The organism is Thermoactinomyces sp. CICC 10521 (assembly GCF_016055135.1).
GTDB classification, from domain to species: domain Bacteria; phylum Bacillota; class Bacilli; order Thermoactinomycetales; family Thermoactinomycetaceae; genus Thermoactinomyces_A; species Thermoactinomyces_A daqus.
Genome location: NZ_JAECVZ010000005.1, coordinates 16,146 through 33,895, shown reverse-complemented (window position 1 = coordinate 33,895; position 17,750 = coordinate 16,146). Strand labels below are relative to the sequence as shown.

The window sequence follows — 17,750 nt, the reverse complement described above, 5'->3', positions numbered from 1 at the left end:
ATATCTGATCGGGGAGAGGAAGAATGATGCATAAAAGCAGAAAAAGGCAGCCTGTGCGAAAAAAACCTGTGCAAGGAATTCGCAGTGCTGAACATCGTGAACGTGAATCAGGCCAATATTTCTATCCTAACGAAATGGATATGTTTGGTGAGCCGATGGGTCCCCCGCGTCATTTTTCTGACGATCGGGAAAGAAGAGAGATGCCGCCTCGCATGATGAGAAGCGAGTGGGAAGATGATTGGTTGTTCGGGCCTGTTCCCGGTCCGATGCGGAGGCAGGGCCCGATGGATCCGAGAGGATTTTTTGGACCGGGTCCTCATCCTGATGCCCTGCCGTTTCCGAGGCCGGACGAGTGGCCGCCTGAGGAGAGACAAGGACGGAGAAACGTCCCGTATTCTCCCGCCTGGAGACCTCCGCATCCGGAGATGGAGAGATTTTCGGAATCGATGGAGTTTCGCGATACCTGGGGAGAACAGAGGGACCGGATGAGAAGGGAAGCGACATCCCGGCAGAATCGCAGAGAGAGCATGGAGGAGTGGCCGCCGGCATACGATGAAACAGTTTCCCTGGATGGCGTGAGGAGAAGGAGAATTCCACGCCGAGGATCCAGATAAGAAAGTAAAAAAATGGCTCGCGCCTTGTTACGCGAGCCTCAATGTATCTTTCACAATCGAGTTGTGAAAAATACTAAATGGGAGAGGAGAAACCGGAGGAAGAGCTTATGGGGAAACGTAAGTCTTCTCCGCGGTTCGACAACATCATAATCGACGCTGTCATCTATTATGTTTTCCTCCTTTTGATTTTTTATACCTTGCATTTGGTTTTTTTTGCGTTTTCATTTGCCTGTTCTTTATGGTAGGATTAAACGTGTTTTATTTTATTAATAAATGACAGAAGAGATAGGTGTCCATTATGCGTATCATTGCTGGATCGGCAAAAGGGACGCGCCTGAAAATGGTTCCGGGAAAACATGTGCGTCCGACTGCAGACCGAGTCAAAGAATCCCTGTTTCAAGTAATCGGCCCTTTTTTTGCCGGGGGAAATGTGCTTGATTTATTTGCCGGGACAGGTGCGCTTGGCTTGGAAGCGTTAAGCCGGGGCTTTGACCGGGGAGTTTTTGTTGACCAATCACGGACAAGCTGTGATATTGTTCGCATGAATGCAGAAGCGGCGAAACTGGCGGACCGGGTGGAAATCTACCGGCGGGATGCGAGAGCGGCACTGAAGATGCTGCAGGGAAAAGGCTGGCGGTTTGAGCTGATTCTGCTGGATCCACCTTATCATAAAAATTTGTTGCTCCCCGTGCTGAAGGAGATCGTCGGGACGGAGTTGCTTGGAAAAGACGGCATTGTCGTCGCGGAGCACCCGAATGATCAGGAATTGGAGGCAGAATTGGGATCGCTTGTTCAAATTCGTCGTCTCGCTTATGGGGACACCGGGATCACTCTCTACCAAAAGATAAACGAGTAAGAAGGAGGAGACGAGATGAAAATCGCCGTCTATCCGGGAAGTTTTGACCCGATTACATATGGTCATCTGGACATTATCAAGCGCGGGGCCAAAGTGTTTGACAAAATTATTGTGGCCGTGCTGACAAATTCCTCTAAAAACCCCTTGTTCACGGTTGAAGAAAGAAAAGAGCTGATCAGGGAAGCGACCAAAAATATGTCCGTCGTCGAAGTGGACAGCTTTGGCGGGTTGCTGGTCGACTATTTGCATAAACGGGAGGCCAATGTTATCCTGCGCGGTCTCCGGGCCATCTCCGATTTTGAGTACGAACTGCAAATCGCATCAACCAACCGCAAGCTGGATGAAGAAGTGGAGACATTCTTTTTAATGACGAGCAATCAGTATTCTTTTATCAGTTCGGCAATGGTCAAGGAAGTCGCCCGCTATGGGGCGGATGTGAAAGACTTGGTTCCGGAACATGTTGCCAAGGCCTTGCAGGAAAAGTTTGAAGCTTGATCCGTGCCCCGGATGATGCTCACATAAAAAGGGAAATTCCCCCCTCTGGCCGATTTTTTTGCCCGCTACGTTTTGTCACTGACGTTTGAGCGGGTTTTTATTATACGGCAAGCGATCTTTGATTTCAGCAAACAATAGAAAGAAAACCCAGAATAGCGCTATAATAATCGATATCCCTTTCAATGTTTGCCAGAGAGGGGAGTGAATAACCGATTCCCCGAGAAGGGAACTGTTCACGGCGACGACATCCAGCCGCGGCCGGAAAAGCGGGAATATAGCGACTGTGATGACCGCCGCCAGCACGCCATGCAGGATTTTCGCCAAAAAGTAAGGGAAATAACGGATATCCGTCCGGCTGATCATACTGGCGACCTGGGCGTGGATCGATAATCCGTTCCACCCGACGACAAAGCCGACCATGGCCAATTTATAGATCAGCGGCACGGTGGGACCGACGGCACTGGCCAGCTGGGAGCCCAAAGTGATTTCAAACAATCCGGCTAAAATTGGATTGGCCAGGTCCCCGGACAGGGAACAAAGGTGGAGAAGCCAGGAGATTCCGTGCACCAGGGGCCTGGTTATGCCTACATAGTTGATCAGGTGGGTTAAAACGGAAAACATCATGATAAAACCGCCAATCAGCAGCAAGGTTTGCACAGCGGAAGTCACCGATTGACCGATCAATTGTCCGAGTGTGCGTCCATCCTGAATCCTTGCCCGGTGCATGGCTCTCAGGGCGCGAATGAAGATGAGGCCGGTTTTTTTTCCTTTTGGATTGGAGGGCGGGGCTTTCGGTTCGTGAAAACGCATCAAAAATCCAACGAGGAAAGCACTGGCATAATGAGCGGTGGCAAGGATCATGCCGAGCGATTCATTTTCAAAAAAACCGACTGCCACCGCGCCAAACAGGAATAAGGGGCCGGCAGTGCTGGTAAAAGCGACAAGGCGTTCCCCTTCCTCGCGGGAGATGAGGTCCTGTTCGCGCAGACGGGCCGTCAGTTTTGCCCCCATGGGATTTCCGGAGATCAAGCCGACGGCCATGACAAACGCGCCCGCCCCGGGAACGCGAAAGATCGGGCGCATCAATGGTTCCAGGAGGACTCCCAGGAAATGGACGACTCCGAAGCCCATCATCATTTCGGCTGTTATGAAAAAAGGCAATAAAGCAGGAAAGACGACATCCCACCAAATCGTCAACCCCCTAAGCGATGATTTAACAGCCTGTTCAGGATACAAGACGAGCAGGATGGCAATAAAAAAAGCGAAAGAAGCAAGTGCCAGCGTTTTAAATTGACTTCGGAGAAAGGGTCGGATCATATTCATTCTCTCCTCATGGACAACAGCATCAATAACATGTCTACGCTTGGGGGAGGAAATATATGCCGGTGGTTTGTCCAGTGAAACGAAAGGAGCGAATGCTGTTTGCACCCGAAGATCGGTTTGGCCCTCAGCTCTGGCGGAGCGCGCGGTTTTGCTCACTTGGGTGTATTGAAAGTCCTGAAAGAGGAAGGAATTGAAATTGATTTTGTTGCCGGGAGCAGCATGGGGAGCATTGTCGCGGTTCTGCTGGCGAATCAGCTGGATCTGGAAATGTGCGAGCAAGTGGCGATCTCCCTGAAACGGAAGCATTGGCTCGATCTGACGATTCCGAAAATGGGCTTTGTCATCGGGGACAAGGTGAGAGAATTGATTCGCCTGCTCACGCACAACAAGAGATTGGAGCAACTGGCGATCCCGACAGCGGTGATCGCGACGGATTTGACAAGAGGGGAACCCGTGGTGTTCACGGAAGGACCTGCAGATCTGGCGGTAAGAGCGAGCATCTCGATACCGGGGATTTTTGAACCGGTTCGCCTCGGAAACCAACTGTTGGTGGACGGAGGGGTGATCGACCGGGTTCCGGTTTCCGTCGTGCGGGAGATGGGGGCCGATCTGGTTATAGCCGTTGATGTGATTCCGCGGGTGAATCAAGCGAAGATCGAAAATATTTTTGATGTGATTGCACAAACTTTAGTTATCATGGAGAAAGAGATTACCAGCCAGCGGATTGTGGCGGCCGATTTCGTTTTTCATCCCGATGTCGGCCATATCGGACCCACCGCGTTTATGAGGGCGGAGGAATGTATTCAAAAAGGAGAAGAAGAAGCGAGAGCCAAAGTGAAAAAACTGAAAGAACTGATCCGAAACTGGCAAGGAGAGGAAGTATGGGATGGGATATAGAGACTCGAATGGAAAGAGAATCGTCGGAGTTGTTGTTATATCACTGATTTTTATCATAATCGGGGTTCTCTTTCTCGTCCGTATACCTTATTTTGTCATGGCGCCCGGCTCGGCCCAGGATGTGTCGCCAATGGTGCATGTTGGCGGGATCAGGCCGCATGAAAAAGGGTCATTTATGCTGACCACCGTTTCCTTAAAAGACGGAAACCTGTTTGATTATGCTTATGTGAAACTGACCGGGCACGGTGAATTGGTGCATGAAACGGAGATTTTGGCGCAGAATGAATCGGAAGAGGAGTATCAGAGAAGAGAGGCGGAAAATATGACTGCCTCACAAAATCAGGCGATTATCGCTGCTTTTCGCTATGCCAAAAAGCCGGTTCGCGTCCAAATGACCGGAATTGAAGTATTTCAGCTGCTCCGAAAACAGCCGCAAGGATTGCGGGAAGGGGATATTATTCAAAAGGTGGACGGGCGGCCGGTTGAGTCCGTCGATCAGCTCGTTCAATACCTGAGCGCCAAAAAAGCGGGGGACACCGTTGTCGTCAGCCTCCTTCGGGACAGAAAAGCACAAACCCTTAAGCTGAGCCTGTACACTTTGCCCGCACAGCCGGGTGAAAAGCCGCATGTCGGACTGGGCATTGTTCCGGTTCCGCGGATCCAGGTGATCACCTCCCCGCCCGTCCGGATTGAAGCCGACGAGATCGGCGGACCGTCGGCCGGGTTGATGTTTACACTTGAAGTTTTAAACCGGTTGGTGCCCGAAGATCTGACTCATGGACACCGCATTGCCGGTACGGGAACGATTTCCGCTGACGGAACCGTCGGGCAAATCGGAGGGATTCAGCACAAACTCGTTGCCGCTGAACGGGCACATGCCCAAATCTTCTTTTGCCCGGAAGATGTGATGCCGGGGGATCAGAATGAAAAAATTGCCAAAGAAACGATCAAAAAGGAAGGCCTGCATCTGAAGCTGGTGCCGGTCAAATCTCTGGCCGATGCCGTTCAATATCTTCAGCGGTTGCCCGAAGCCGCCGCATAGACTTTCAAGTCAAAAACGTTGACAGGGATTGCAATCGTGTCTTATAATAACCCTGTTTTTACACAAGGAGTGGAATCATGCAGATTTCCCTGCACAAGTTAAATCAAGCCAAAGCCGGGCAACTTGACTTGCGTGAGACCGTAACGCTGGATGCTTTGCCGGGCGAAGTTCCAGGGTTGGTTCGGCTTGAGCCCGTTCAAGTAAAAGCCCGTGTGTCGCTCCTGGATCCGCATCTGATCGAAGCCGATACGGAGCAGTCGACCGAAGCGACATTTTCCTGTTCCAAGTGCTTGTCGGAATTCACCCTTCCAATTCATGTGAAATGGAAGGAATATTTTACGGATGAAGCACACCGGGCGGTAGAAACAGAGGAGCAAGAGATCCATTTGATTGATGGAAATGTGCTGGATCTTGACCCCATGATCCGGGAGGCAGTTCTGCTCCAGTTTCCTTACATTCCAGTATGTCGGGAAGATTGCAAAGGTCTATGTCCCAAATGCGGAACGAACAAAAATGTGGAAACCTGCAACTGCCAGATTGAAAAAATCGATCCCCGGTTGGCGGCATTGCAGGATTGGTTCGAGGACAAATCTTAGGTGTATGAAAACTTCCCCGACTTGTGTTACATTCTTAGAGGGGGTGAAACAGCATGGCAGTACCTTTTAGACGTACATCGAAAACACGCAAACGCAAACGTCGCACCCATTTTAAACTGGCTGTGCCAGGTTTGGTGAAATGCCCGCAATGCGGAGCGCCCAAACTCTCTCACCGTGTCTGCAAAGAGTGCGGTTATTACAAAGGCTCTGAAGTGGAAGGCGTTGCAAACGAATAATGGATTTGCCGGAGCCGTAAAAGCAAGAGCCGGCATCTTGGTCTGGCTCTTGTTTTTTCATATTGCCAATACGCCCTTTTTTTTATATACTGATTTAGTACCTGGTATTAATACATGGTAATAAAAAAGGTGGTGGCTCCGCTGTGCGCATGTCCAAGAGAGAAAGACAGCGCCGAATCAAACAAGCTTTTATGGACGATCCATTTCTGACGGATGAAGAGATGGCAAAGCGATGCAAGGTCAGCATACAAACAATCAGGCTGGATCGTTTGGAGCTTGGCATTCCGGAATTGCGCGAGCGTATCAAACACATGGCGGAGAATCATTTTGACCGTGTCCGGTCATTATTGGTGGAAGAAGTGATCGGGGATATCGTAGATCTGCAATTGGATCACAGCGGTGTTTCCGTTTTGGAGATCAAGAAGGAACATGTTTTTGCACGAAATCAAATCGCCCGCGGACACATCCTGTTTGCACAGGCCAATTCACTGGCCGTTGCGCTGGTGAACTCGGAAGTGGCACTTACCGGTTCAGCCGAGATCCGGTTTATCCGACCGGCCAGGTTGGGGGAAAAGTGCATTGCCCATGCCACGGTAATCAAAAAAAAGGCATCCCGTTTACAGGTGGATGTAAAAACGAAAATCAATGGAGAAGTCGTTTTTCAAGGAATTTTTGACGTTTATCGCCTAGAAGACGATGAACTTGTTCCAGCGAATGAGGAGGAGCATTGATGCGAATTGCGATTGATGCGCATGGAGGAGACCATGCTCCGACAGCGGTAGTGAATTCATTGCGGCTTGCTGCTTCCCAATGGCCGGATACCACCTTTATCTTGATCGGTCGGGATGAAAAACTATTGCCTGAAGCATTTGGCAATCTCCAATTTGTCCAGGTCAGCGAACAAATTGAACCTGATGATGAGCCGGTCAAAGCGGTACGGCGCAAAAAGGATTCTTCCATCGTCGTCGGATGTCAGATGGTGAAAAACCGGGAAGCGGATGCGTTTATCAGCGGAGGAAATACAGGTGCTCTGATGGCAGCCGGTCTTTTCCATACCGGGCGGATGAGAGGTGTGGACCGTCCGGCATTGGCTCCCGTTTTTCCCACTCTGACCGGCAAAGGGATTCTGGTGCTGGATGTGGGGGCAAATCCCGAAGCCAGACCGGAACATTTGCGCCAATACGCGCAGATGGGAAGTATTTACGCAAATAAGGTGCTCGGATTCAAGGAGCCGAAAATCGGACTTCTCAATATCGGAACCGAAGCATGCAAAGGAACAGAGCTGACCAAGGAAGCATTTTCCCTTTTGGAACAAGAAAGATCCATTTCTTTCATCGGAAATGTGGAAGCGCGGGACATCCTTTACCGTCCCTGCGATGTGCTGGTTTGCGACGGATTCAGTGGAAACATTTTGCTGAAAAACATGGAAGGTGTCGCTAAAGCCATTTTCGAACGTTTTAAACAGGAACTGACCGCCAGCCTGCTGAACAAGTTGGCCGCTGCGATCCTGAAGCCGGGTCTGAAGCGGTTTGCCCGGGATATGGATTACAAGGAGCACGGAGGAGCACCGCTCCTGGGTCTCTCGGGTCCCGTGATTAAAGCCCATGGCTCTTCGGATGAAAAAGCTTTTTACAATGCGATTCGCCAAGCACACCTGTTTGTCGAAAATGGCGTCATCCAGAGAATTGAAGAAGAACTGTCTCATTAAAAGGGGAGTGGAAGGATGAGAGCAGTAGGGATTTTAGGGACAGGGGCCTATGTTCCGGAGAAAGTACTGACCAATGCGGATCTGGAGAAAATGGTTGATACCAGTGACGAATGGATCGTCAGCCGGACAGGAATTCGTGAGCGGCGGATTGCTGCTCCGGAAGAGGCCAGCTCCGACTTGGCGGTCAAAGCGGCGGAAAAGGCGCTGGAGGCTGCCGGGATCAGTGCCGCTGACATTGATCTGATCATTGTGGCGACCGTAACGCCTGACATGGCTTTTCCAGCGACAGCCTGCCTCGTTCAGGATCGGTTGAAAGCAGAAAAAGCGGCCACTTTTGATCTTTCTGCAGCATGTACCGGTTTTATGTACGGTGTGGCAACAGCATCCCAGTTTATTGCAACCGGAGTTTACAAGTATGCGCTCGTGATCGGGGTGGAGTGTTTGTCCAGAATCACGGATTGGACAGACCGCAATACCTGTGTGTTGTTTGGTGACGGTGCCGGAGCGGCTGTATTGGGCCCGGTTGAAGAAGGTTACGGCTTCCTTTCTTTTGAATTGGGTGGAGACGGTTCCGGCGGCGAATTGCTGAAACTTGAAGCAGGCGGTTCCCGGCAGCCGGCATCGGTTGAAACGGTTCAGCAAAAGCTGCACACCATCTCCATGGCCGGACGCGAAGTGTTTAAGTTCGCCGTTCGCGTTTTGGGGAACGCAACCGATGAAGCGCTCGTAAAAGCCGGATTGAGCAAAGAGGATATCGACCTGCTCGTTCCGCACCAAGCCAATATCCGCATCATCGACTCGGCGATCAAGCGCTTTGGATTGACGGAAGATAAAGTGGTGATCAACCTCGACCGCTACGGAAACATGTCTTCCGCCTCAATTCCGGTGGCTCTCGATGAAGCAGTGAAAGAAGGAAGAGTCAAAAAAGGGGATACTCTGGTTCTCTGCGGTTTTGGCGGCGGACTCACCTGGGGGGCAACAGTGCTTAAGTGGGCGCTTGACTAACCGTATGAAGGAGGTTTTTTCAAATGGGCAAAATCGCTTTTCTCTTTCCTGGCCAAGGATCGCAAAAAGTGGGCATGGGTTTGGATATCTACCAAAATAATGCCCGGGCGAAGCAAATCTTTGCCGAGGCCGATGAAGTACTCGGGTTTTCGCTTTCCCGCCTCTGTTTTGCAGGGCCGGAGGAAGAGTTGCGCCTGACGGCCAACACACAGCCGGCGATCCTGACCACCAGTGTGGCATTGTTGAGCATGCTGAGAGAAGAAGTGGATCTCGTCCCCGATTTTGTGGCGGGGCACAGTTTGGGAGAGTACTCGGCTTTGGTTGCGGCAAATGCTCTTTCATTTGCTGATGCGGTTCTTACCGTACATAAGCGTGGAACCTATATGGAACAAGCCGTTCCTGCCGGGCGCGGGGCGATGTCAGCCGTGATGAATTTGCAACGCGATTTGCTTGATCAGGTATGTAAAGAGGTAAGTAAGGAAAATCATGTAGTAGAGCCGGCAAATTACAATTGTCCCGGACAGATTGTGATTTCGGGTCACCGGGCTGCTGTGGAAGATGCCGGAGAAAAGGCGGTTGCCGCCGGAGCCAGAAGAGTGATTCCGCTTTCCGTAAGCGGACCGTTCCACTCGTCTCTGATGAAGCCTGCTGCGGAGCAATTAGCCGCACATTTGCAATCCATCCAAATCTCCCCTGCGCAGATTCCGGTTATTGCCAACGTGACGGCAAGACCGGTGGCCGAACCGGCGGAGATCGGCCGTCTACTGGTCGAGCAAGTGGCTTCCCCGGTATTGTGGGAGGACAGCGTCCGTTATATGCTGGAGCAGGGTGTGGATACATTTGTTGAGATCGGACCGGGGAATGTCTTGTGCGGGTTGGTGAAAAAAATAAACCGCCGTGTAGATACCCTTTCGATCCAGGACGAAGAAAGCTTGAAACAGGCCGTCGAAAAATTGAAGGTATTCGCATAGACAAAGGAGAGTCGAACGATGCTTGCAGGGAAAGTAGCTGTAGTGACGGGCGGTTCCCGGGGAATTGGACGCGCAGTCGCCATCACTTTGGCTGAAGCTGGGGCGAATGTGGCCATTTTCTATGCGGGAAATCACGCCGCAGCAGAAGAGACGGTTGCCAAGATCAAGGAGACCGGGCAAGAAGGGATGTCCCTCCAGGTGGACGTGGCCGACAGCGGGCAAGTCGACGCCGCGATCAAGCAAGTGCTGTCCACTTTCGGCAAAATTGATATTCTGGTCAATAACGCCGGGATCACCCGCGATAACCTTTTGATGCGCCTGAAAGAGGAAGAGTGGGATCAAGTGATCAACACCAATCTCAAAGGTGTGTTCCTTGCCACCAAAGCGGTAGTTCGTCCGATGATGAAACAGCGCAGCGGCCGGATCATCAACATTAGTTCTGTCGTGGGGGTCATGGGCAATCCGGGGCAAGCCAACTATGTGGCTGCCAAAGCCGGAGTGATCGGCTTGACCAAATCAACGGCCAAAGAACTGGCTGGCCGCGGGATCACGGTCAATGCGATTGCGCCCGGTTTCATCGATACGGATATGACATCCGTATTGGATGAAGAATTGAAGAAGCAGATGCTCAACCACATTCCGCTGGGCTTTTTCGGTGAGCCGAAAGATGTGGCGGAAACGGTGAAGTTTTTGGCCTCGGATTCCGCCAGATACATCACGGGACAGACGATTCATGTGGATGGCGGCATGGTGATGAGCTAGTTTTGGATAATTTCGTTGCTTGTCAATTGACGATTCCGTATAATACGAAAGGGAGGTGAGAGATATGGCAGATACGTTGGAACGCGTAAAGAAAATCGTTGTAGAACGCCTGAACGTTGATCCGTCCGAAGTAACGATGGAGGCATCTATCAAAGACGATTTGGGCGCAGACTCCCTCGATGTAGTCGACCTCATCATGGAATTGGAAGATGAGTTCGACATGGAGATCTCCGATGAAGAAGCGGAGAAAATTTCGACGGTTGGAGATGTAGTGGATTACATCAACAAACATAAATAAATTTTCCATCCGTACTTACGATAAAGTCCCGTGTTTTGCGGGACTTTATACACATCATTTTTCTACAGTATTGTGAGGAAAGGCGGTGGACCAGATTGAAAAATCGAGTTGTGATTACTGGTCTTGGAGTCATTTCTTCTCTTGGCAATGATATTGATACATTCTGGAATAATCTCATTCAAGGGAAGTCGGGAATCAGCCATATCACCCAGTTTGACACCAGCGATTATGCAGTAAAAATTGCCTCAGAGGTAAAAGACTTTGATCCCTTGAATTTTATTGATAAAAAAGAAACACGCCGGATGGATCGCTTTGCTCAATTCGCTGTCGCCGCTGCCAAGATGGCTGTCAGCCATGCCGGTCTGAACATCGATGACCGGAATGCGGAACGGGTCGGCGTCTACATCGGATCGGGCATCGGCGGTCTCGCCACATTGGAAAAACAGCATCGTGTTTTGATGGATCGCGGTCCGCGCCGGGTCAGTCCGTTCTTTGTCCCGATGATGATCGCCAATATGGCTTCCGGTATCGTATCGATTCAGTTGGGCGCCAAGGGGCCGAACAGCGCAGCCATTTCCGCTTGTTCGACCGGTACCCATTGTGTCGGGGATGCATTCAGAATTCTTCAGCGCGGGGAAGCGGACGTGATGTTGGCCGGTGGAGCCGAAGCAACGATCGTGCCGTTGGCAGTTGCCGGTTTTTCTGCGATGACGGCTCTGTCCACCCGCAATGACGAACCGGAAAAAGCGAGCCGCCCGTTTGACAAAGACCGTGATGGCTTTGTCATGGGGGAAGGAGCCGGGGTTCTCGTGCTGGAGACGCTGGATCACGCCTTAAAACGCGGAGCTAACATTATCGCCGAAGTGGTTGGTTACGGGATGACCGCAGATGCTTATCACTTAACCAGCCCGGCTCCGGAAGGGGAAGGGGCAAAACGGGCCATGGAGATGGCGATGCGGGATGCTGGACTTGCCCCTGAAGAGATTGATTATATCAATGCGCACGGCACTTCGACCGAATACAACGACAAGTTTGAAACGATGGCCATCAAAGGTGCGTTCAAGGATCACGCCTATAAACTGGCTGTCAGCTCCACCAAGTCCATGCTCGGTCACTTGCTTGGAGCCGCAGGCGGCGTGGAAACCATCATCAGTGCTCTTGCAATCAAAGAACAAATTCTCCCGCCGACGATCAACCTGGAAAATCCTGATCCGGAGTGCGATCTGGATTATGTTCCAAATGAAGCGCGCAAAACACGCGTTCGCACTGCACTGTCCAATTCGCTTGGCTTCGGGGGACACAACGCTACGATCTTGTTGAAAGAATATGAAGAAAAGTAATGGCAAAAGGGTGAATGAGATGGATTTTTCGCGCCTGGAAGAATTGACAGGCTTTGCATTTAAAAATCGAAAACTGTTTCAGCAGGCATTCACCCATACATCTTTTGCACACGAGCGGAAGAACGGCACCCATGCAGACAATGAACGGTTGGAATTTTTAGGTGATGCCGTTCTTGAACTGGTTGTCTCCGAGTACCTGTTTCAACGCTACCCGAAGATGAGCGAAGGGGAACTGACACGGATGCGGGCCCGGATTGTCTGTGAACCTTCATTGGCTTCTTTTGCGCGTGAATTGGGGTTTGGCAATTACGTGCGCCTCGGAAAAGGGGAGGAGATGACGGGAGGGCGCAACCGTCCCTCCCTTTTGGCCGACTTGTTTGAAGCTTTTATTGGCGCCTTGTTTCTTGATCAGGGACTGGACGGTGCCAAAAACTTTTTGCATACGTTCATGTTCCCGAAGATAAATGAAGAATGGCTTGCCAGCATGTTGGATGCGAAAAGCCAATTGCAGGAGTTCGTGCAGCATGAACGGCTCGGAACCCTTGCCTATCGAATTGTCGATATGCAAGGACCGGCCCATGACCGGCATTTTGTGGCTGAGGTGTATTTGGATAACCAGCCGCTTGGCCGGGGCTCGGGACGATCGAAAAAAGAAGCGGAACAACACGCTGCAATGGAAGCATTGAAAAATTGGCAAGCCAAACAGAAATGAAACACACCCCTTAAATCGGAGCGGGAAAATCCAGACTGGTTACCGTTTCTTTTAAGGGGTGATTTTTGTTTTTCGGATTGGAACATGAAGTGTCCGGCAAACCCTTCCACGTATACAGACGCACTTTGAAACAAATTCGTTGCATGGACAGCAAAATGTTTTTGTTTCTTTTGGGATATGTTATTTTAAAATAAAATGAAAACTACAAAAAGGGGCTGAAGGGAATTTTGCGATTTTTTAGTTATATCGCTCCCTATTTGTTTCAGTTATTTTCGCTGCTTGCGATCATTCTGCCGGTTGCCGGCGGAGTCCTTGCCCTGGTCATTTTATGGCGCATCATGAAATCGCTTGAGAGAATCAGCCAGTCTTTGAGCCGGCTTGTCGAATGGAAAGAGCGGGGACAAAAGAAGGAACAGGGAAGCGATGAAACTTGACGGCACCGCAATGATCATACGGAGGAATCCGTGGTATGAAGGCGATCACGGAGCGGCGGAGAACGAATCATTCAGGAGATGATTTGAAACAGCCCCTTTGCGCCCGGAGGCGTGCTGTGGGAAAATGCTGTCGTTCCAGTGTCGATGGACTGCCTGCTTTATCCGAGTGCGTTTCAATGTAATCTCCCGAAGAAGTTCCTGCCTGTTTCCCCGCGTTTGTTGCTGTCGCGGGAAAATATGGTGACTGTTCGTTTATTGCTGAAAGAAAGGTATTAAGCCTCCAGGGGTGAATGAATAAGAAGGGTTTGAGCTTGGGAAGGGAGAGAAGGATGGATGAAATTTTGTTCGTATGATGATTTTTTAAAAGTGGAAATGCGGATCGGGGAGGTGGTGCGCGCCGAACCGTTTCCCAAAGCGCGCAAACCCGCCTATAAGTTGTGGATCGACTTTGGAGAAGAAATTGGAACCAAAAAATCGAGTGCACAAATCACCCATTTGTATTCAATTGAAGAATTGGTGGGCAAACGGGTTGTCGCGGTCGTTAATTTTCCGCCCAAACAGGTGGCTGACTTTATGTCGGAAGTCTTGGTTTTGGGGGTTGATTCAACCGAAGGCGGCGTTACCTTGCTCCGGGCGGATCATCAGGCTCCGCTTGGAACACGGGTTTACTAAGCCGTACCAATTGATTTCAAAAACGGTAAGGGAGCCTTCTTTCAACGAGAACTGGCTTCCTTTTTTATAGAAAAACGATTTTCTCTTTTTATGCTAAAATAAATCAATTCCCCGGATTTTGTACAGGCTGTTGCTGAAGCAGAAATGGAAAAATCAGCAAAAGGTCTCGATTAAGTGAGAGGAGGGTGGTTCATGTATCTGAAACGATTGGAGATGAGCGGTTTTAAATCGTTTGCCGATCGCACGGAGTTGGAATTTGTTCCCGGCATCACCGCGGTCGTGGGGCCAAATGGCAGCGGGAAGAGCAATGTGACGGACGGAATTCGCTGGGTTCTGGGGGAACAAAGCGCCAAATCGCTGCGGGGAAACAAGATGGAGGATGTGATTTTTGCCGGGAGCGATACCCGAAAGCCCGTCGGCTATTGTGAAGTATCCATCACCTTTGACAACAGTGACCGGCGCCTGCCGCTGGACTATGCGGAAGTAACGGTGACACGGCGGGTTTATCGTTCGGGTGAGAGCGAATATTTGCTGAACCGGCAGAGCTGCCGGCTGAAGGATATTCACGAACTGTTTCTCGATACGGGAATTGGCAAGGATGCCTACTCGATGATCGGGCAGGGAAAAATCGATGAGATCCTCAGTTCCAAGTCGGAAGACCGCCGCATTATCTTTGAGGAAGCGGCAGGGATCAGCAAATATAAAACGCGCAAGAAAGAAGCGGAAAAGAAGCTGGATAACACGGAGCAAAATCTGGCCCGCATTCACGACCTGATCCATGAGCTGGAGACGCAGGTGGAACCGCTTGCGGAACAGGCGGAGAAAGCCCAGCGGTTTAAAGAATTAAAAACAGAATTGCAAAATGTGGAAATCGGGTTATACGTACATAAAATTGAGGCGATTCATAACGAGTGGCAGCAAGCGGCACAGGAGGTTAAACAGCTGAAAGAGAACCAGGTTTCGCTGGCCGCGGAAGTGAGCACCAAAGAAGCTGCGCTCGAGGAATTAAAGGGAAAATTGCAGGAGCAGGAACAGCGATGGGAGGAAGTCCAGACGCAACTGCTTTCCGTCAGCGAAGAACTGGAGAAAGCGGAAGGCCAGAAAGAAGTGCGCATGGAGCGCGTCCGTAACCGAACCGAAACGCAGCAACACCTTCAGGAGCAGATTCGGGTTTTGGAAAGCGAATGCACCCGGCTGCGCGAGGAAGAAAACAAGGTCAAGGAGCGGCTGAAGGAAAAGAAAGAAGCGCTCCGGCATGCGGAAGACCAGCTGGCCGTTTTAAAACAGCAACTTTCCCTCTCCAGCGATGATGTGGCCAAGAGGCTGTTGGAACTGACCGAAAAGCACAACCTGCAAGGGCAGAAACTGGCGGCCCTAACCAGTGAAAAACAATATGTATCCGAGCAGCGGGAAGAACTGAGTGAACGGATTAACGCCTTGGAGGCGCAGGAGAAGCAGTACGTGCAGGAGAGGCAGGAGCAAGACAAACAGGCTGAAAAATTGTCCGTTCAGCTCAAAGAAGTGGAAGAGGATCTGAAGCAGGCGGCACAGGAAGTGCGCACGTTGGCCGGGGAGCGCACCGAGATGGAGCAGGAAGAGAAGGCTCTCACCCTGCAAAGCCGCCAAGCGGAGCAACAATTAAACCGCCTCCGTTCCAAATGGGAGTGGATGAAAGAGATGGAGGCGGAACATCAGGGCTTTATGCAGGGGGTTAAAGAGGTTTTGCGCGCCCGGGACCGCGGAATTCCGGCCCTTAAAGGAGTTCACGGCGCCGTGGCCGAGCTGATCCAGGTTCCGGCAGAGATGGAAGCAGCGATGGAAACAGCGTTGGGCGGAGCGTTGCAACATATCGTCGTGGATGATGAGGCGACAGCGCGCAGCGGGATAGTTTACTTAAAAGAAAAGCGGCTGGGGCGGGCCACTTTTTTACCGCTCGATGTCATGAGAGCTCGCTCGCTCTCCGCGGCCGAATTGGAGCGGTGCCGGTCAGTCCCCGGGTTTGTCGGAATCGCGGCCGACCTGATCCGGACGGATGAGCGTTATCGCGCCTTGATGCAAAATTTGCTTGGGCTGGTCGTCGTCACGAAAACGCTGGAGCAGGCAAACCAGATGGCGCGGACGCTTTCTTACCGCTATCGCATTGTCACGTTGGACGGTGATGTGGTAAACCCGGGCGGTTCAATGACGGGGGGGAGCAGGCAACAAAGCAAAAGCAATCTGCTCGGGCGTTCCCGTCAGTTGGAGGAATTGGAGAAACAGATAAAAGAGGCGGAACGGGTTAGTGAAAAAATCCAACAGCAATTTGCTGCCTTGAGAGAACGGAAGCAGAAGCTGGAACAGGATTGGGAACGGGTTCGCCTGCGCGGGGAGGAGAGACGCGTCAAGGAACAGGAACTGCATGGACGGGAGCGTGAACTCGCCGTGCAAAAACGGGCGGTGGAAGAGCAACTGAAAAGTATCGCCGCCGAGCGGAAACAGGCGTTGGCGAAAAATGAGCAACTCACCCGCCATTTTCAAAGACTGGAGCAGGAGATCGAGCAACTACGCAGGGAACAAACCCGCTTGGAGCAAATGATCCGCGAAGCGGAAGATCTGGCCAAACAAGCGGCCAGTGATAAAGAAGAAGCCGGAGAGCGGATGACCGAACTTCGTGTCACTGTGGCGCAGCTAAGGCAGGAACTGGCCAACCTGGAGGAAATCGGGCGCCGGCTGGCTGAAGACTACAAGCGTTCGTCCAAGCAGCTGGGCATCGCCAAAAAAGAGTGGGAGTCTTTGGGCTCTCAGCAGGAATTCAATCAGCAGGAAATGGGCCAACTGGAGCAGAGGATCAACGACCTTCGGCAGCAGAAGGAAAAGATTCAGTCCCAGCTGGCCGAAACGAGACAGTTGCGCGAAGAAACCTTGCAGCGTCGCGAACAGCAAGAAAAAGAGGTGCGCACCTTGAGCCAATCCTACCGCAAGCAGGAGAACCGGCTCCATGAGCAGGAAGTGCGCGTGAACCGCCTTGATGTGGAGTTAAATCATCTTTTGCAAAAGTTGGCCGAAGAATATGAGATCAGTTACGAACGGGCCAAACAAGAATATGAGGTCCCTGCCGAACCTGCCAAAGCGGAGCGGAGGGTTCGCTCTCTCAAATCGCAGATCACATCGTTGGGGGATGTAAACCTGGGAGCGATTGAAGAGCACAACCGTCTGATGGAACGACTCGATTTCCTGAAGACCCAGGAAGCGGATCTCCTCGAAGCCAAGGAGAAACTCTATGAAATCATCCGCCAGTTGACGGAGGAGATGGGGCGGCGTTTTCTCGAGAGTTTTGAAATGATCCGCACCGAATTTCAAGATGTATTTGTGAAGATGTTCGGCGGCGGACGCGCTGATTTGCAACTGAGCGAACCGGACAATCTGCTGGAAACGGGAATTGACATCGTCGCCCAACCGCCCGGAAAAAAACTGCAAAACCTCAATCTCCTGTCGGGCGGGGAAAGAGCGTTGGCCGCGCTGGCGCTTCTTTTTGCCGTTCTTCGCATCAAACCGGTGCCGTTCTGCGTTTTGGATGAAGTGGACGCAGCGCTCGATGAAGCCAATCTGACCCGCTATACCCATTACATGAAAGAGTTTTCTGGCAAAACGCAGTTTATCATCATCACCCACCGCAAGCACACCATGGAAGGAGCGGATGTGCTGTATGGAATTACCATGCAGGAATCGGGTGTGTCCAAACTGGTATCAGTGAAGCTGGAAGAGTATGATGGAAGTATGGAAGTTGCCAGTAGCCAGAGCTAGGAGGAA

At 51.3% G+C, this 17,750-nt stretch carries 19 protein-coding genes; 18 read left to right on the top strand and 1 reads right to left on the bottom strand.

All coding sequences use genetic code 11. The annotated features are described in order from the left end of the window. Window positions 1-26 precede the first annotated feature (26 nt). The 3 genes from I8U17_RS05330 (at window position 27) to coaD (ending at window position 1,965) form a co-directional block, all read left to right on the top strand. A complete protein-coding gene (locus I8U17_RS05330; RefSeq protein WP_198055686.1) occupies window positions 27-614 on the top strand; it encodes a hypothetical protein in 588 nt (195 codons plus the stop codon). Between the two features lie 298 nt (window positions 615-912). After that, window positions 913-1,470, top strand: a complete 558-nt coding sequence (rsmD, locus tag I8U17_RS05325; protein ID WP_198055687.1) for a 16S rRNA (guanine(966)-N(2))-methyltransferase RsmD — start codon at window positions 913-915, stop codon at window positions 1,468-1,470. A gap of 15 nt (window positions 1,471-1,485) precedes the next feature. Next, window positions 1,486-1,965 (top strand): pantetheine-phosphate adenylyltransferase, encoded by a 480-nt coding sequence (coaD, locus tag I8U17_RS05320; protein ID WP_198059127.1) that lies wholly within the window; start codon window positions 1,486-1,488, stop codon window positions 1,963-1,965. Between the two features lie 75 nt (window positions 1,966-2,040). Here the strand turns inward: coaD and ylbJ are convergent, their stop codons facing one another. Beyond that, on the bottom strand, window positions 2,041-3,282 hold the full coding sequence (gene ylbJ / locus I8U17_RS05315; protein ID WP_052153971.1) for a sporulation integral membrane protein YlbJ: 1,242 nt from the start codon (window positions 3,280-3,282) through the stop codon (window positions 2,041-2,043). A gap of 105 nt (window positions 3,283-3,387) precedes the next feature. On the opposite strand from ylbJ, the gene I8U17_RS05310 reads away from it, so the two are divergent. From I8U17_RS05310 to smc, 15 genes are all read left to right on the top strand, one after another. Then, on the top strand, window positions 3,388-4,185 hold the full coding sequence (locus I8U17_RS05310) for a patatin-like phospholipase family protein (protein ID WP_198059126.1): 798 nt from the start codon (window positions 3,388-3,390) through the stop codon (window positions 4,183-4,185). Continuing rightward, window positions 4,175-5,227 (top strand): SepM family pheromone-processing serine protease, encoded by a 1,053-nt coding sequence (locus I8U17_RS05305; protein ID WP_052153970.1) that lies wholly within the window; start codon window positions 4,175-4,177, stop codon window positions 5,225-5,227. Before I8U17_RS05310 ends, I8U17_RS05305 begins: the two co-directional genes overlap by 11 nt. 77 nt (window positions 5,228-5,304) lie before the next feature. Continuing rightward, a complete protein-coding gene (locus I8U17_RS05300) occupies window positions 5,305-5,823 on the top strand; it encodes a YceD family protein (RefSeq protein ID WP_052153969.1) in 519 nt (172 codons plus the stop codon). Window positions 5,824-5,876: 53 nt separating this feature from the next. After that, window positions 5,877-6,059, top strand: a complete 183-nt coding sequence (rpmF, locus tag I8U17_RS05295; RefSeq protein ID WP_033099767.1) for a 50S ribosomal protein L32 — start codon at window positions 5,877-5,879, stop codon at window positions 6,057-6,059. Window positions 6,060-6,208: 149 nt separating this feature from the next. Beyond that, the gene (gene fapR / locus I8U17_RS05290; protein ID WP_198055689.1) at window positions 6,209-6,790 is read left to right on the top strand and encodes a transcription factor FapR; all 582 of its coding nucleotides are present in this window, start codon (window positions 6,209-6,211) and stop codon (window positions 6,788-6,790) included. Then, complete coding sequence (gene plsX, locus I8U17_RS05285) at window positions 6,790-7,767, top strand: phosphate acyltransferase PlsX (RefSeq protein WP_033099766.1); 978 nt, start codon at window positions 6,790-6,792, stop codon at window positions 7,765-7,767. Before fapR ends, plsX begins: the two co-directional genes overlap by 1 nt. Before the next feature lie 15 nt (window positions 7,768-7,782). Further along, entirely contained in the window at window positions 7,783-8,772 is a 990-nt protein-coding gene (locus I8U17_RS05280) for a beta-ketoacyl-ACP synthase III (protein WP_033099765.1), read from the top strand. Between the two features lie 23 nt (window positions 8,773-8,795). Beyond that, a complete protein-coding gene (fabD, locus tag I8U17_RS05275) occupies window positions 8,796-9,743 on the top strand; it encodes an ACP S-malonyltransferase (RefSeq protein ID WP_033099764.1) in 948 nt (315 codons plus the stop codon). A gap of 18 nt (window positions 9,744-9,761) precedes the next feature. After that, a complete protein-coding gene (gene fabG, locus I8U17_RS05270; protein WP_198055690.1) occupies window positions 9,762-10,505 on the top strand; it encodes a 3-oxoacyl-ACP reductase FabG in 744 nt (247 codons plus the stop codon). A gap of 64 nt (window positions 10,506-10,569) precedes the next feature. Further along, window positions 10,570-10,803 (top strand): acyl carrier protein, encoded by a 234-nt coding sequence (gene acpP / locus I8U17_RS05265; protein ID WP_033099762.1) that lies wholly within the window; start codon window positions 10,570-10,572, stop codon window positions 10,801-10,803. Between the two features lie 95 nt (window positions 10,804-10,898). Further along, window positions 10,899-12,143 (top strand): beta-ketoacyl-ACP synthase II, encoded by a 1,245-nt coding sequence (gene fabF, locus I8U17_RS05260; RefSeq protein WP_198055691.1) that lies wholly within the window; start codon window positions 10,899-10,901, stop codon window positions 12,141-12,143. After that, a complete protein-coding gene (gene rnc, locus I8U17_RS05255) occupies window positions 12,130-12,855 on the top strand; it encodes a ribonuclease III (protein ID WP_033099760.1) in 726 nt (241 codons plus the stop codon). The genes fabF and rnc overlap by 14 nt, the downstream gene beginning before the upstream one ends. A 227-nt stretch (window positions 12,856-13,082) precedes the next feature. Continuing rightward, complete coding sequence (locus I8U17_RS05250; RefSeq protein WP_033099759.1) at window positions 13,083-13,289, top strand: hypothetical protein; 207 nt, start codon at window positions 13,083-13,085, stop codon at window positions 13,287-13,289. 333 nt (window positions 13,290-13,622) lie between these two features. Beyond that, a complete protein-coding gene (locus I8U17_RS05245) occupies window positions 13,623-13,961 on the top strand; it encodes a tRNA-binding protein (protein ID WP_033099758.1) in 339 nt (112 codons plus the stop codon). Window positions 13,962-14,153: 192 nt separating this feature from the next. After that, window positions 14,154-17,744 carry a chromosome segregation protein SMC gene (smc, locus tag I8U17_RS05240; RefSeq protein WP_198055692.1) on the top strand — a complete coding sequence of 1,197 codons (3,591 nt, stop codon included), beginning with the start codon at window positions 14,154-14,156 and terminating at the stop codon, window positions 17,742-17,744. Window positions 17,745-17,750: the final 6 nt, after the last annotated feature.

What these genes read in the sequence shown, in the direction of transcription:
- I8U17_RS05305 (WP_052153970.1), top strand. Translation starts at nt 4,175, where the DNA reads ATGGGATATAGAGACTCGAATGGAAAGAGAATCGTCGGAGTTGTTGTT.
- rsmD (WP_198055687.1), top strand. Translation starts at nt 913, where the DNA reads ATGCGTATCATTGCTGGATCGGCAAAAGGGACGCGCCTGAAAATGGTT.
- I8U17_RS05245 (WP_033099758.1), top strand. Translation starts at nt 13,623, where the DNA reads ATGAAATTTTGTTCGTATGATGATTTTTTAAAAGTGGAAATGCGGATC.
- I8U17_RS05330 (WP_198055686.1), top strand. Translation starts at nt 27, where the DNA reads ATGCATAAAAGCAGAAAAAGGCAGCCTGTGCGAAAAAAACCTGTGCAA.
- plsX (WP_033099766.1), top strand. Translation starts at nt 6,790, where the DNA reads ATGCGAATTGCGATTGATGCGCATGGAGGAGACCATGCTCCGACAGCG.
- I8U17_RS05300 (WP_052153969.1), top strand. Translation starts at nt 5,305, where the DNA reads ATGCAGATTTCCCTGCACAAGTTAAATCAAGCCAAAGCCGGGCAACTT.
- fabG (WP_198055690.1), top strand. Translation starts at nt 9,762, where the DNA reads ATGCTTGCAGGGAAAGTAGCTGTAGTGACGGGCGGTTCCCGGGGAATT.
- I8U17_RS05280 (WP_033099765.1), top strand. Translation starts at nt 7,783, where the DNA reads ATGAGAGCAGTAGGGATTTTAGGGACAGGGGCCTATGTTCCGGAGAAA.
- ylbJ (WP_052153971.1), bottom strand. Translation starts at nt 3,282, where the DNA reads ATGATCCGACCCTTTCTCCGAAGTCAATTTAAAACGCTGGCACTTGCT.
- rnc (WP_033099760.1), top strand. Translation starts at nt 12,130, where the DNA reads ATGAAGAAAAGTAATGGCAAAAGGGTGAATGAGATGGATTTTTCGCGC.
- coaD (WP_198059127.1), top strand. Translation starts at nt 1,486, where the DNA reads ATGAAAATCGCCGTCTATCCGGGAAGTTTTGACCCGATTACATATGGT.
- fapR (WP_198055689.1), top strand. Translation starts at nt 6,209, where the DNA reads ATGTCCAAGAGAGAAAGACAGCGCCGAATCAAACAAGCTTTTATGGAC.
- smc (WP_198055692.1), top strand. Translation starts at nt 14,154, where the DNA reads ATGTATCTGAAACGATTGGAGATGAGCGGTTTTAAATCGTTTGCCGAT.
- fabD (WP_033099764.1), top strand. Translation starts at nt 8,796, where the DNA reads ATGGGCAAAATCGCTTTTCTCTTTCCTGGCCAAGGATCGCAAAAAGTG.
- rpmF (WP_033099767.1), top strand. Translation starts at nt 5,877, where the DNA reads ATGGCAGTACCTTTTAGACGTACATCGAAAACACGCAAACGCAAACGT.
- acpP (WP_033099762.1), top strand. Translation starts at nt 10,570, where the DNA reads ATGGCAGATACGTTGGAACGCGTAAAGAAAATCGTTGTAGAACGCCTG.